The following is a 14,379-nucleotide window of genomic DNA, read 5'->3' as shown; positions in this document are numbered from 1 at the left end:
TGGGCCTTGGATCTGAGGTGTGCAGGAGGGACCGGCGGGCTAAGCGAAAGCAGGCGCAGCAAGCACCATGTCGCAAATGCTGTCAATGTCGGCCCGGCCGAGGCCCGGATGCAGCGGCAGCGACAACACCTCCGCACAGGCGGCCTCGGTGGCGGGCAGCGACAACTCCGGCCGGTGGAAGGCGGGCTGGCGGTGCAGCGGCACCGGATACAGCACGCCGCTCACTACGCCCCGGGTCTCCAGCCAGGCCTTCAGTTCGTCCCGCCGCGGGTGCCGCACCACATACTGGTGCCAGACATGGCGCCGCCCGGTCGCGGTCACCGGCAGGATCAGGCCGGACTCGAGCAGCCGTTCCGCATAACGCGCAGCCAACCCGGCGCGCTGGGCGTTCTCCGCGTCCAAGCGCGGCAACCGCACCCGCAGGATCGCCGCCTGCAACTCGTCCAGCCGGCTGTTGCGGCCGGGCTGGTCGCTCACGTAACGCCGGCGCCAGCCGTATTGCCGCCAGAGCCGCACCTTCTCCAGGGCTGCCGGATCGGACCCGACGACCGCACCGCCGTCGCCAAAGGCGCCGAGGTTCTTGGTCGGATAAAAACTGAACGCCGCCAGGTGGCCCCAGGCCCCCGCCTTGCGCCCCGCCACTTCCGCCCCGTGCGCCTGCGCACAGTCCTCGATGACGGTGAGATGATGCGCCGCCGCGATCTCCATCAGCCGGGGCAGGTCCACCGCCTGCCCGTAAAGGTGCACCGGGACCACCGCCTTGATCCGCGGGTCGCGCCGGGTCTCGAGGAACGCGGCCAGCGCCGCGACATCCAGCAGCATCGTGCCGGGCTCAATCTCGGCGTAGAGCGGGGTCGCCCCGGTGGCGACGATCGCCGCCGCGGTCGCCGAGACGGTGTTGGCCACGGTCACGACCTTGTCGCCGGGCCCGATGCCCGCCGCGCGCAGCGCCAGCTCGAGCGCATCGGTGCCATTGGCCACCCCGACGCAACCCGCCGTGCCGAGCCATGCGGCGAATTCCCGCTCAAAGGCCTCCGTCTCCGGCCCGAGGATGTAGTGGCCGCTGTGCATCACGCGCCGGATGGCCGCGTCAATCTCCGCCTCGGCCGCCAGATAGCCGGCCCGGGGATCAGCGGGAAGGTAGCGCGGTTTGGCCGTGTTCACAGGTAATGCGGCAGCTCCGTGCGGTAGTAAGCGACCGTCCGCGCCAGGGCCTGCCGGATCGTGGTCCGCGGGCGCCAGCCCAGGCGGCGCGCGATCAGCGACCCGTCGGCGTAGAAATCCCCGATGTCGATCTTGCGCCGGTCAGCGGGATAAGCCCGGACTTTGGCCCGTCCCGATCCGGCCTCCTTGACCAGCATCGCGGCGAGATCCGCCAGGTTGATCTTTCCGCGGCCGCCGAGATTGAACACATGGCCCACCGCTTCGGGCCGGGTCGCCGCCAGCAGGAAGGCCTCAACGGCGTCATCCACATACGTGAAATCGCGCAGCTGCTGCCCGCCCCACACTTCAAAGGTCTCGCCCGCCAGCGCCTGGCGGATCCACGTGCCGACAAAGGTCTGCCGCGCATCCTTCACGCGCATGTGCGGGCCGATCGTGTTGGTCAGCCGCAGGACGCTGCTGCGGATGCCGTGCACCGCGCTGTACAGCAGGTGGTATTGCTCGCCCGCGAGCTTGTTGATGCCGTTCACATCCACGGGCTGGAGCGGGTGCTTCTCATCCACCGGCAGATACCGGGGCCGGCCGTAGATCTGGCGCGTGCTGGCGAAGACCACCCGGATGCCGGGATTGTGCCGGCGGCAGACCTCCAGCAGCGCGAGCTGCGCCCGGCAGTTGATCTCCAAGTCGGTGTCCGGCTCCGTCATCGAGTCCAGGTGGCTGGTCTGCCCCGCGAGATTGAACAGAAAATCCTGCCCGCGGAGCAGGTGCGGCAACGCATGGTTGTTGCGCACGTCGGAGATGTTGACCGTCACCTGCCGGCGGATCGCGGCGATGTTGCGCAGGTTGCCGCCATACTCCGGGATCAGGCTGTCGATGAGCGTGACCTTGGCCCCCAGGCCGACCAGGCGCGCCGCCAGGTTGGACCCGATGAAGCCCAGGCCCCCGGTGATGACGACGCGACGGCCCCGGAAGGCCCGGCGGAACGCAGGGGTGGGGTTCATGCCGCCGGGAAAAGCCGGCCGGCGGAGGAGAAAACTGCCAGCATGCGCGCAGCGTGACACCCCACCGCCGGGACTCAAGCGCCCTTCTCCAGTCGTCCATGCCCGCTGCATTGATGTTGGCGAACCCGCACCCAGGGCCCATTACTCCGCGGTCACCCCCGCACCCGGTTGTTCATGTCCCCCTTCCCGCTGTCGAAACCACCGCTCTGGCTACAGACCCTGCTCCTGATGCTCCTCTGCGGAGCCGGCGTCGCCGTGCTGTTCGGCCGGTGGGGCTGGGCGGACTGGAGTCAGCCCAACTGGCTGGAGGGCGACCCGGTGGAGGTGTACGCCCGCGTGCGAATTGCCGGAGAGCAACCGTTCCACGCCCTGTTCAGCTTCACCCACCTCGAGCGGCTGGGCGCGCCGTTCGGCGCCGACTGGTCCGCCTACCCGGTGCCCGACCGCCTGGTGTTTGTGCTGACCGGCTTGGTGGCACGGCTCACCGGCCTGATCGCCGCCATCCATCTCGCGGCCGCGCTCATCACGACCCTCAACGCCGCCTCCTTTTATCTGTGCGCCCGCTGGCTGCGCTGCCGCTGGGAATGGGCCGCCGCCCTCGCCACGATCTTCGCCTTCAGCACCTACAACATCCGCTGGGGCATCACGCTCAGCTTCAGCCAGACCTTCCTGATCCCGCCCCTCCTGCTGATCGCCGCCCGGGCCGCGCGCCCCGGGCCGGCCGTCGGACCCCACCGCGGCTGGTTGGTGCTGGCCGCCGGGCTCGGGCTGTGGCTCGGCCAGGCCAATCCGTATGTCGCTTTTTTCGCCGGTATCGTGGCGGGCGGCGGACTGATCCTCAGCCTGCTGCGCCGCTCCCCGGGTCCCCGCCTCCTCCCCCTGCTCATCCTGCTCGGCACCCTCGTCACCAGCTTCGGCCTGAGCAACCACGCGGCCATCGCGTCTCAGCTGCAGGGCTCGGTGCTCACGAACCGGGGCGACTCTGCCCTCGACCTGCGCCGCTACGCGCTGCGTCCGGCCGACTGGTTCGTACCCCCGGCGGATCATCGCGTGCCGGCGCTCGCCGCGTGGGGCCGCGACTATCAGGCGGCCCGGACCGGACCGGGCGAGTTTTTCTACAACTACCTTGGCCTCGCCGGGCTGGCGGGCCTCGCTCTCCTGCTCGTCCAGGGCTGCCAGCGCTTGCGCCAGCGTCGTTGGTCCCGGCTCGATCCGCTGCTGGGCTTGGCCTGGATTCTCATCTTCGGCGTGGCCGGCGGACTCAATGCGTGGCTCGGCGCCGCCGGCCTGGACATGTTTCGCGCCAGCACCCGCATCGGGATCTATGCGCTGCCCTGGGCACTCTTCGCCGCCGGCACCTGGCTTTCCCGCCACAGCGTCAGCCGGTCGCGCCTGACGTCGGTCCTGCTGGCGCTATTTCTCGCGCTGGTCGCCGTCTGGGAACAAACCCCGCCCCTGGCGGATCGCACCGCCCCGACGCGCAACTTCGCCCGATGGCAGGCCGTCGCCGACCTGACCGCCCGCCTCGAACAGGAACTGCCCCCCTCCACCCGGGTCTTCCAGCTCCCCGTCGTGGCCTTTCCCGAGGCCGGACGCACCGGCACCATGCCCGACTATGATCATTTCCTGCCGTTGTTCACCTCCTCATCCCTGCATTTCTCCTACGGCCCGCTCGAGGGTTCCCCAGCGCTGCGATGGATGCGCTACGTCAGCCGGCTGCCGGGCCGCGACCTCGTCGCCGCACTCGAACAGGCGGGATTCGGTCTGATCTGGCTGGACCGGCGCGCCTACCGCGATGAGGGCGACGCCTTGGCCGCCCAATTGTCCTCCGCCGGTGTCGCCGAGCTGGCGCCGCCGGCCGGGTCCCTGCCGGTGCGTCTTTTCGGCCTGACGCCGGCGGCCAACCCGGTGCGCCCCGACTTGGCGGATCCGCGTCTGAACGAATCCTGGGATCCCACCGCTGCCGCGGCCTCGCCCCTGCTGGCGTTGGGCGGTTGGTATCCGCTCGAACAGGCCGACGGCAACCGTTGGCGCTGGGCCCAGCGCTCGGCCGTGCTCGGCGCCTGGCACAACGGGACCGCCCAGGCTGGCCGACTGCACTTTCGCCTCGGCGCTCCCGCCGGCTCCGTCGTCGTCCTTCGCCTGGGCGGCCGGGAGATCTGGCGCGGGCCCCCCGATCCGGCCCTCCGCGAAATTCCCCTGCCCCTGGCTCCCGGGCTCAACTCGCTCGAATGGGAGCTGATCGGGCGGACCTTCCGCCCTGGCGGCACCGATCCGCGGGAACTGGGATTCATGGTTGAAAATCTGTCGCTGTCTGTTCCCTAAATCGAGTGATCGGCATGTCTTTCCGCCTTCGTCCCAAGTTCACCGGCCTGTTCCACGATGAATCCGTGACGGATTCCTTCTGGATCCGCGAAACGGGCCGGCTTTCCCTGCCCTCCCTGGCTGGCATTGACCGCCTGACCGTGGTCGGCGAAGTGCTGCCCGCCCGCGCCGAATCGGCCGCGCAAGGCCCGCTCGGGCTGAACATCAGCCTCGACGGCCAGCTGGCCTCCGCCCACCCGGTGCTGCCCGAGGGCCTCTTCCGTCTCACCGTCCCGCTCCGGGCCGACCATCCGGCCACCGGCCACGAACTCACGCTTCACCTCTGCGGGGTCGGGGGCGGCAACTTTCTGGCCTGGCTCGCCCGCCTCACCGGCCTGGGCTTTCTCCAACCTTGGCGCCGGCAACCCCGCAACCGCCGCCTGCGCATTCAGCGCATCGAAGCCGGTGATGAGGTCCTCTTCGACTTCGCCAACCGGACCGCCCCGTGGAACGGCGCCTTTGCCCGCCGCTTCCTCCGCGTGGGGCTCAACATCGCCGGCTTTTTCCGTGCCGACCTCGGCGTGGGCGAGTCCGTCCGCTGCATGGCCCGCGCCGCCGACGCCGCCGGCCTCCCCGCCGCCCTCGTCAACCTGAAGCTCAACTGCATCAACCCGCAGACCGATGCCACCTTCGCCGACCGCCTGCAGGAGGCGAATCCGTACCCGGTGAACGTCTTCCACCTCGACGCGCCGGTCTCGGGCGACATCGACCATCACCACGGCGCCGGTTTCCGAAAGGGCAAATACAACATCGCCTACTGGGCCTGGGAACTGCCGGAATTTCCCGACGCCTGGGTGCACCATGCGAACCACTTCGACGAGATCTGGACCCCCTCGCGCTTCACCACCGAGGCCATCGCCCAGAAGGTCCCGCTGCCCGTGCTCACGATGCCGCACGCCATCGGCTTCGCGCGGCCGCAGGGCGACTTCCGCCGGAAATACGGCCTGCCCGAGGACAAGTTCCTCTTCCTCTTCCTCTACGACCTCAACTCCTACTCCGAGCGCAAGAATCCCGCCGCCGTCCTCGAGGCCTTCCGCCGCTCCGGCCTTGCCGGCCGTGGCGCCGCGCTCGTCATCAAGGTCCACAACGTCCCGACCAACCCCGCCGACTTCGCCCGCCTGCGCGAGGCGGTGGCCGCCCTGCCCGGTACCACGCTCATCACGCAGACCCTCGCCCGCGCCGAGGTCTACGAGCTCGAGTCCGCCTGCGATTGCTTCGTCTCCCTGCACCGCGCCGAGGGCTTCGGCCTCGCCCTCGCCGAGTGCATGCACCTCGGCAAGCCGGTGATCGCCACCGACTGGTCGGGTACCACCGATTTCATCCGCCCGGACAACGCCTGCCCGGTCCGCTGCGTCCCGGTCACGCTCGACCGCACCCACGGCCCCTACACCAAGGGCCAGACCTGGGCCGAGCCCGACATCGACCATGCCGCCTGGTGGATGCAACAGCTCCACACCGACCCGGCCCTCGTCCGCCGCACCGGCCTCGCCGCCCGCACCAGCATCGAGACCACCCTGGCCCCCGCCGTGATCGGTGCCCGCTACCGCCGCCGCCTGGAGGTCATCGCCGGATGGTAACGCCCGCATGAACCAGCTTGAAGGCCTGCTCATCCTCCTCGCGCTGCCCGCCGGCCTGATCCTGACGGGCTACTGGGTGGCCGGGCTGCTCACGGCGGAAACCCCGCTGGAACGACTGGCGCTGGCGTTGCCCGCCGGCCTGGTGACCGCCCTCGCCGCCGTTGCGGCCATCAATTTTTTCCACCCGCTCGCGGGCCTCTGGGCCTATGCCTGCCTCTCGACCGCCCTCCTCCCCGTGCTCGTGCCGGCCCTCCGCCGCGCGCTCGTCCGCGACATAACCGCGGCCTGGCGCGCCCGGCAGGGTCCGGTGCTCGCCGCCAGCGGCCTGTTCTTCGCCTGCCTCCTCTGGCCCGTGCTCCACCATCCCACGGCCCTTTTCTACGACGGCACCAGCAACCACGACAGCTTCTTCTGGATCTCCGGCGCGGAACACCTGAAGCGGAATACCTACATGGACCGGCCGGTGCTCAGCCCGACGCAGCCGCTCACCAATGCGACGCCGGCCATCATCGGCTGGAAACCCGACTGGGGCCGCATGGGCGCCGAGGGCCTCCTCGCGATGCTCTCGTCGGTGGTCGGCGTCTCGCCCCTCAAGCTCTTCCTCTACGCCACGGCCAGCCTGCAGTTCGCGTGGGTCGCCCTCGCGTGGCTCGGCCTTCGCACGTTCTACGGTCCGCTGTCGGCCCGGCCCATCGCCGCCGCCCTCGTCTGTCTCCAGCCGGTCTTCACCTTTTTCTTCGGGAACTCCAACCTCCCGAACCTCCTCGGGGCGCTCGCCGGCGCCACGCTCGTGATCGCCACCGCCCGCGCCCTCACCGCCCCCGCGGGCCGCGCCCCCGCCACCGGCTGGCTGCTCCTGATCCTGCTCTCGCTCCACGGCCTCCTGTGCGCCTATCCCGAGATGGTCCCCTTCGTCCTGCTGCCGGCCGGCCTGCTGTGGCTCCGCCACTGGGTTGTCACCGGTCCCCGCGCCGCCTGGCGCCCGGCCGCGCTGGTCGCCTCCGCCATCATCCTCGGCTTCCTGCTGAATGCCGCCTCCACCCTTCGCGCCGTGCATGGCTTCATGGCCTCCCTCGCCATTGCCCGGGCTGACACCAACTGGGCCAATCTCTTCAACCCGCTCGTCGTCGCGGAATACCTGCCCGCCCTCGCCACGCTCTCCGTGGGCGCCGCCCGGGACCTGGGCCCCTGGCTTGGCTGGCCGCTCTCCCTCGCGATCGTCGTGGGGCTCGGCTGCATGTTCCGCTTCGCCCGTGACCGCTTCGGCCTGGCGGCCGTTTTCGCCAGCACCCTCCTGCTCATCGGCTACACCTTGATCCACGACTTCTCCTACGGCTGGCAGAAGAGCGTGCAGTTCGCCGGCGTGTTCTTCGGCATGGCCTTTCCCGCCGCCGTGCTCGACGGCTTGAACCGCGCCCGCGCCACCGGCCCCGTTATCTGGCGCCGCCTCACCACCGCCGGGCTCGCCGGCCTGGCCGCCTTCCTCGTCTTCGCCACCGCCATGGAATTCCGCGAGGGCTACAAGTGGAGCGACCGCAAGGTCATCTCCGCCGACTGGTTCAAGCTGCGCGAACTGGCCGGCGAGACCCTCCGCGGGAAAACCGTGCTGGTCGAGCCCGCCACCTTCCGCATGGCCTTCTTCCACGGCATGTGGGCGGCCTATTTCCTCCGCGACAGCCATCTCTACTACGCGGCCCGCGGCGAGGAGAACGGCGGCTACCTGCGCAACGGCGTGCACACCGAGCTCCACCCCGACATGCCCGCCCCCGCCGCCTACCTGGTCAGCCGGTTGTGGGCCGACACCTTCGACGCCAACACGCCGCGCCTCCTCACCGGCCGCGAGTTCACCCTGCTGCAAAAGCGCAACCGGGTGCTGGCCATGGACGGCGTGCAACCGCTCAACGGCCCGCCGGACAACGCCTCCGGTTCCATCACGCTCGAGATCGAGCCGCACTCCGCCGCCCACCTGCTGCTCACCCTCACCCCGCGCCCACGCGACAGCACCCTCACCGGCAGGTGGGCGGTGGCCCGCCGGGCCGCGGGCCACCCGGACTTCACCACGGAACTTGCCGGCCCGCCGCCCTGGGCGGTCCGCCTCCCGCTGATCCCCTCCGTGGTCAACCAGCTTTCCCTGCATTTCACCTCCGCCGGCGAGCCCCCGGGGCCCGCGACCTTTCAGGTGCGCGGACTCCGCATCGAGGACGCCCCATGAACCGCGCTCCCTTGCTCTTTGATGCCTCCCACACGAGCCACACCTCGGCGCAGACCGGCATCCAGCGGGTGTGCCGGACCTTCTTCGTCGAACTCGCCGCCACTCGCCCGGTCGCCCCGGTCTGCTACGACCCACACCTGATCGGCTGGCGCCCCCTCGGCCCCGGTGAGCAGGCCGTGCTCACGGACCGCTCCGGTGGCACCGGAAAATCCCGCGGCGCCAAGTGGACCCTGGCCCAGAAAATCTCCGGGGCCACGCGCCGGTGGATCGGCGCCCGCCCCGCCCTGCCGGCCGCGGCCGGACTCATCTGTCCGGAGCTCTTCTCCGCCAAGGTCGGCGCCCACCTGCCCGAACTGCTGGCCGCCGTGCCCGGTCCGCGCGTCGCCATCTTCTACGACGCCATCCCCCTCAAGTTTCCCGAACTCACCCCGCCCGGCACCGTCGCCCGCTTCCCGGCCTACCTGCGCGAGCTGTTGCTCTTCGATGGCGTGGCCGCGATCTCCGAGGACTCCGCCACCGCGCTGCGCGACTACTGGCGCTGGCTCGGGGTGACCCAGCTGCCGCCGGTTCACGCCCTCCCGCTGGCCATCGATCGCGCCCACACCGACCCCACCTCCGTCCCCACCCCCGCCGGCGCGCGCCCCACCCTCCTTTGCGTCTGCACCATCGAGGGCCGCAAAAACCACCTGGCCCTGCTCGAGGCGTGCGCGACCCTCTGGGACGAGGGCCTCGATTTTGAACTGCACCTCGTCGGCATGGCGCGCCCCGACACCGCGGCCGCCGCCCTCACCCGCATCACCGAGCTGCAAGCGGCCGGCCGGCCCCTCCGTTTCAATGGCTCCGTCCCGGAGGCCGCGCTGCACGACGCCTACCGCGGCTGCGCCTTCACCGTCTATCCGTCCTTGATCGAGGGTTTCGGCATGCCCGTGCTCGAGAGCCTGCAACACGGCAAACCCTGCGTGTGCTCCGGCCGCGGCGCCCTCGGCGAGTCCGCGCACGGCGGCGGCTGCGTGCCACTCGACACGGTGGACGCCCCGGCTCTCACCTCCGCCATCCGGCGCCTCCTCCAACAACCGGCCGAACTGGCACGTCTGGCCGCCGCCGCCCGCGCCCGGCACCTCCGGACCTGGCCGGAATATGCCGCGGATTTCACCGCCTGGATGGCGACGCTGCCCCGCCGGCCCTGAGCCCACGGGCCCGCCGCCGCGTCCTGACGCAGGTGGCTTTGCGGTTGCTAAGGCCCCGGGGCTGCCGTCTATTCCCCCGACAATTCCATGGCCCTGTCCCTCTTCTCCAAGTCCAAGAAAGCCATCATCGAGCGCGCCCAGGACGACTACGCGACGAAGATGCGCCTGAAGTACAAGCCGTACTACCATGCCATGGAGTCGCAGTCAGGCACCCGCATCCGCCTGAACGGCCGCGACATGATCATGCTGTCGAGCAATGATTACCTCGGACTCTCGTTCCACCCCAAGGTGATTGAGGCCTGCGGCGGGGCCGCCAAGGTCTGGGGCACGAGCACCACCGGCGCGCGCATCTCCAACGGCTCCCGCTCCTATCACGTGGAGCTCGAGGAGAAAATCGCCGCCTTCCTCGGCCGCGAGGCCTGCCATGTGAGCGTCGCCGGCTACATCTCCTGCTGCTCGGCCGTCGCCTCTTTCGCCCAGAAGGGCGATCTCATCCTCGCCGACAAGAACATCCACTCCTGCCTCGTCGACGCGACCCGCCTGTCGATGGCCACCGTCGAGCGCTTCAGCCACAACAACCCCGAGGATCTCCGTGCCATCCTCAAGGGCCTGCCGCACAACACCCCCAAGATGCTGGTCGTGGAGGGCGTCTACTCGATGGAGGGTCACATCTGCCGCCTGCCCGAACTCGCGCAGATCGGTGAGGAACACGGCTGCTTCACCGTCCTCGACGACGCCCACGGCATCGGCGTGCTCGGCCGCCAGGGCCGCGGCACCGTGGACCACTTCAAGCTCGGCGACCAGGTCGACCTGGTCTGCGGCTCCTTGTCCAAATCCCTCGCCAGCACCGGCGGCTTCGTCGCCGGCTCGCGCGCGATGATCGATTACCTGCGCACCAACTCCCGCCAGACCCTCTTCAGCGCCGCCATCAGCCCCGCCATGGCCGCCACCGCCTCCGCCTCCCTCGACCTGATGCAGAGCGAGCCGCAGCACCTCGAGCGCCTCTGGAAAAACACCAAGCGCTACCGCGAGATGCTCAAGGGCCTCGGCCTCGACATCTGGGAAAGCGAGACCCCCGCCGTGCCGATCGTGCTCGGCTCGAAGGAACTCGTCTACCGCTTCTGGAACGCCCTCCTCGACCAGGGCGTGTTCACCGTCATGTCCATCGCCCCCGCCGTGCCCCCCGGCAAGGACCTGATCCGCACCGCCGTCTCCGCCCTCCACAGCGACGAGGATCTCGAGAAGATCGCCGCCGCCATGGCCTACGCGGTGAAGCAAATGTGACCGCGGTAGGGCGGGGTCTCCGAACCCCGCCTCAGGAGGTCGCGCACAACGCGGCCCGCAACGCCTGCGCCGTGTTGATCCACCGCGGCAGAGGCCGGGCCATCGCCTCCCGCTGCAGGCGCCGGTTCTCCGCCTCGTCGGTCAGCACCGTGCGCAATTTCGCCGCCCAGTCTCCCGCGTCGTTGACTGCCGCCAGCAGGCAGCCGCCCCCGTCCGCATTCTCGCGCAGCACCGGCAGGTCGCTCGCCACACAGGGCACGCCGCGCCACAGCGCCTCCAGCAACGGCAGGCCGCAACCCTCCGCGATCGTCGGGAACACCACCGCCCGCGCCGCGGCGTACAACCGGCCCAGCTCGCGGTCGCCCGCCGAGGCGTGAAACTGAAACCGCGTTTCCCGCTTCTGCAGCGCCTTCATGCGCGCCTCGACCGGCCGGCCGAAATGCGGATTCACCCGCCCGACGAGGTGCAATTCAAAATCGAGACCGTCGCGCCACAGGGCCTCCGCCACATCCAGCAGGAACGCCTGGTTCTTGCGCGGCTCGACTATGCCCACGCCCAACAACGCCGGCCGGCCCCGCGGGATCAGCGGGTCGCGCTGCACCCGGTGCCCGCCGTCAAAATCCGCCCCGAGCACGATGACCTCCGTCGGCGCCTTGGGCGTCACACCCTGCCAGGCCCAGAACTCCGTGAAATCCCGTCGCGTCGCTTCCGAGATCGCCCAGGTTCGGTCAAAACCCGCCAATAGCTTCATGTATTCCGGATGCCGGCGCACGCTCTGCGGCCACGTGATGTGCGGCCACCGCACCGGGATCGCGTCATGAAACATCGCCGCCAGCCGGCACGGCGGCCGCGCCACGAAATCCCGGAAACCCGGTCGGTCCGCCTCGCAGAACTGCTCCACTGTCAGCAACCAGTCGTCGCGCTTGAAGCTCACCGGCACCCGCGGCTCCCCGGTCGTGAAGCCCCGCCGCTTCCCGTCCCACGCCACCTCCGTGACCACCGACCCCAGCTCCTCGCGGATGCGCGAGCTCAACCGCATCAGCCCCGACCGGTGCCGCGCCGCCCCCATCTTGGTGGTGTCGTAATAAATCATAGGCCAGGGTTAGCCATGGATGGCACGGATCACCACGGATTCAATCCTGCAGGGGCTCATCGTGATTCCGGCTCGTTCATCCGGGCTCATCGGTGTAATCCGGGGCAAAAAAGTCTTGGGCGGGGCAATCATTCCGTCATCGCCTCCTGAAAGCATTCGACCAGCCGGTCCGTGTTACGGTGGGCGTTGTAATTCTCTTCGACCCAGCGACGCGCCGCGCCGCGCAAGCGCTCGGCCAGCCCGTCGTCCGTCGCCAACCGCTGCAACGCCACCTGCCACGCCAGCGGCAGGTCCACATCGGCCACGAGGCCGGTGCGCTCCTGCGCCACCGCCTCGGTCGTGGCCGACACCGGTGAGGTCACGACCAGCACGCCGGCGGACATCGCCTCCGGAATCACGTTCGGCAGACCATCGCGGTCACCGCTCGGCGCCACCACGCCCGTATGCAACAGCACGTCCGCCCACGCCAGCTGCTCCCACACCCGGGGTTGCTCCAGCCGGCCCAAGAACGTCACGCAGTCGCCCAACCCCAGCTGCGCCGCGAGCTCCCGCAGCGAGGCCTCCAGCGGGCCGTCGCCGATAATCCGCGCCTCGAAGGCAAAACCGGCCGCCTGCAGCGCGGCATAGATCCGCAGCTGGTGATCGAGCCCCTTCTTGGCCACAAGCCGCGCCACGCAAACCAGCCGCAACGGCGTGCGGTCCGGCCGCAGGGGCTTGAACGCCGGAAACTCCGCCAGCCCGCGGCGGATGACGCGGATCCGGTCCACCGGCACCCCACGGTCCACCAGCTCGCGCCGTCCGGTCTCGGTCGAGGCATGAATGAAACGCGCGTGCCGCAGCTTCTCCAGCAGCCACCAGTCGCCGCCATGCTCGTAGATGTCGTAGGCATGCGCCCCGCAGCTGTACTTCCAGCCGAACATCCGCCACAGCACCCAGCCGGCCGTCGCCGGCGCACCGGCCCAGGCCCCGTGGATGAGTGCCGGCGGATCCCGCTGCAGCTCCCGGTAAAAACAACCGGCATAACCCGCCCCGAGCATGTTCTCCCAGAAATTCAGGAACGACGGCGCCGCCCGCGTGCACACCCCTTCGAACAGGTCGCGGATCAACCGCGGCCGCCGCACGCACTGCCACGGGATTTCAAACAGGAACAGCGGCACCAGCCGCCACTTGTTGAAGCTTCGCACCGGCAGCCCGCGGAACTCCCCGCCCCCACCCCAGAGCGAATACAGCTTCAAATTCAGCCCCTTGGCCTGCAACGCCGCCACATCCCGCTGCAGGAAGGTCTCCGAGGTCTTCGGAAACGTGGTGAACAGGAGGACGATGGAACGGGGAGAGCTCAAACCGGGAAGAGATTAATTTCAGCCCACGGGAAATTTCCAAGCTCCAAGCCCGGCCCAATCGCAGAAGCGCGAATGGGCGGAAACACAGGAAGCCCATTACGTGCTTCGGCCCTTCCGTGCTTCGGCGCTATTCCGGCTGATTGGTTTTCGGTCATGTTTGGACAAAACGGCATGCCGCGTTCAAGCCGTGGCGGCCCCCGCCACGACGAGGAACGCCCCCAGCGCCGGATCCGCCGGCGCGTCCTTCCGCCACCCCAGCACCAGCCGGCTCTCCGGCGCCGGCCCGTCGATCGGCCGGAACGCCACCTCGTCCGGCAACTGCTTCGCCTCCGACGGCGCCATGAAGGTCGCCCCCAGCCCCGCGCGCACCAAGCCGATGGCATTGGCCCGCGGCCACACCTCATCGGCAATCCGCGGGGTCACCCCCGCCTGCTGGAACGCGGCCAGCACCCGGTCATAAAACCCCGGATTGTGCGCCCGGGGAAACATCACAAACGGCGTACCGGCCAAATCACGGAGCCGCAGTTTTTTTGCCTTCGCCAGCGGATGCTCCGCCGGCAGCAACACGCCGTTCTTCTCCTGCAACAACACCTGGGTGGAAAGCCCGGGCGAGGATGCGGCGTCCGGATGGAAAAAGCCGCAGGCGATCTCGCCCGACTTCAACGACTCGAGCTGGGCCGAGGTCGGCGACTCGTTCAACTCCACCTTGATGCCGGGATAGCGCCGGTTGAATTCGCGCAGGATGCCCGGCAGCACCGTCGCCATGGCCAGACCGGTGAAGGCCACCCGCACATGCCCCGCCTGCCCGCCCGCCAGCGCCTGGATGTCCGCCGGCACCGCCGCCAACGCCCGCAACAACGGCTCGATCCGCTCCAAAAAGGCCCGCCCGGCCGCCGTCAGCTCGACCTTGCGCCGCGTCCGGTTCAGCAGATCCACCCCCATCGCCTGCTCCAACTGCGCGATGGTCCTCGACAAGGCCGGCTGCGCCACCGCCAGCGTCTCCGCCGCCTTCCGAAAATGCAGCTGCCGCGCCACCTCGCGAAAACCCACGAGGTGCCGGAGTTCAAAGGGATACTGATACTCTCGAGGCATCACAGAGCACGAAACAAGTATTTCTGGTTATGGCAAGAATCTGCTACTCTCCCGCTTCGATTCCCCGC

General features: G+C 69.4%; 10 protein-coding genes. 5 read left to right on the top strand and 5 right to left on the bottom strand.

Features of this window, described 5'->3' with window-relative positions:
* Window positions 1–39: 39 nt before the first annotated feature.
* Window positions 40–1,164 (bottom strand): DegT/DnrJ/EryC1/StrS family aminotransferase, encoded by a 1,125-nt coding sequence (locus Verru16B_RS09915; protein WP_069962135.1) that lies wholly within the window; start codon window positions 1,162–1,164, stop codon window positions 40–42.
* A complete protein-coding gene (locus tag Verru16B_RS09910; RefSeq protein WP_069962134.1) occupies window positions 1,161–2,162 on the bottom strand; it encodes an NAD-dependent epimerase/dehydratase family protein in 1,002 nt (333 codons plus the stop codon). The genes Verru16B_RS09915 and Verru16B_RS09910 overlap by 4 nt, the downstream gene beginning before the upstream one ends.
* A 174-nt stretch (window positions 2,163–2,336) precedes the next feature.
* Here Verru16B_RS09910 and Verru16B_RS09905 point away from each other — a divergent pair, with 174 nt between their 5' ends.
* The 5 genes from Verru16B_RS09905 to Verru16B_RS09885 all read left to right on the top strand — a co-directional run bounded on the left by Verru16B_RS09905 (window position 2,337) and on the right by Verru16B_RS09885 (window position 10,786).
* A complete protein-coding gene (locus Verru16B_RS09905) occupies window positions 2,337–4,487 on the top strand; it encodes a hypothetical protein (RefSeq protein ID WP_069962133.1) in 2,151 nt (716 codons plus the stop codon).
* 14 nt (window positions 4,488–4,501) lie between these two features.
* On the top strand, window positions 4,502–6,103 hold the full coding sequence (locus Verru16B_RS09900; RefSeq protein WP_083270252.1) for a glycosyltransferase family 4 protein: 1,602 nt from the start codon (window positions 4,502–4,504) through the stop codon (window positions 6,101–6,103).
* A 7-nt stretch (window positions 6,104–6,110) separates the two neighbouring features.
* Window positions 6,111–8,315 (top strand): hypothetical protein, encoded by a 2,205-nt coding sequence (locus Verru16B_RS09895; RefSeq protein ID WP_069962132.1) that lies wholly within the window; start codon window positions 6,111–6,113, stop codon window positions 8,313–8,315.
* Window positions 8,312–9,502 (top strand): glycosyltransferase, encoded by a 1,191-nt coding sequence (locus tag Verru16B_RS09890; RefSeq protein WP_069962131.1) that lies wholly within the window; start codon window positions 8,312–8,314, stop codon window positions 9,500–9,502. Before Verru16B_RS09895 ends, Verru16B_RS09890 begins: the two co-directional genes overlap by 4 nt.
* An 87-nt stretch (window positions 9,503–9,589) precedes the next feature.
* Window positions 9,590–10,786, top strand: coding sequence for an aminotransferase class I/II-fold pyridoxal phosphate-dependent enzyme (locus Verru16B_RS09885; RefSeq protein WP_069962130.1), 1,197 nt, complete (start codon window positions 9,590–9,592; stop codon window positions 10,784–10,786).
* Window positions 10,787–10,817: 31 nt separating this feature from the next.
* On the opposite strand, the gene Verru16B_RS09880 is transcribed toward Verru16B_RS09885, so the two are convergent.
* The 3 genes from Verru16B_RS09880 to Verru16B_RS19125 form a co-directional block, all read right to left on the bottom strand.
* Window positions 10,818–11,879, bottom strand: coding sequence for a glycosyltransferase (locus Verru16B_RS09880; protein WP_069962129.1), 1,062 nt, complete (start codon window positions 11,877–11,879; stop codon window positions 10,818–10,820).
* 128 nt (window positions 11,880–12,007) lie between these two features.
* Window positions 12,008–13,219, bottom strand: a complete 1,212-nt coding sequence (locus Verru16B_RS09875; protein WP_069962128.1) for a glycosyltransferase — start codon at window positions 13,217–13,219, stop codon at window positions 12,008–12,010.
* A 180-nt stretch (window positions 13,220–13,399) separates the two neighbouring features.
* Window positions 13,400–14,311: a LysR family transcriptional regulator gene (locus Verru16B_RS19125; RefSeq protein WP_069962127.1), complete on the bottom strand. Its 912-nt coding sequence runs from the start codon at window positions 14,309–14,311 to the stop codon at window positions 13,400–13,402.
* Window positions 14,312–14,379: the final 68 nt, after the last annotated feature.

The organism is Lacunisphaera limnophila (assembly GCF_001746835.1).
GTDB classification, from domain to species: Bacteria; Verrucomicrobiota; Verrucomicrobiia; order Opitutales; family Opitutaceae; genus Lacunisphaera; species Lacunisphaera limnophila.
This window is presented reverse-complemented; position numbering and strand designations above follow the sequence as displayed.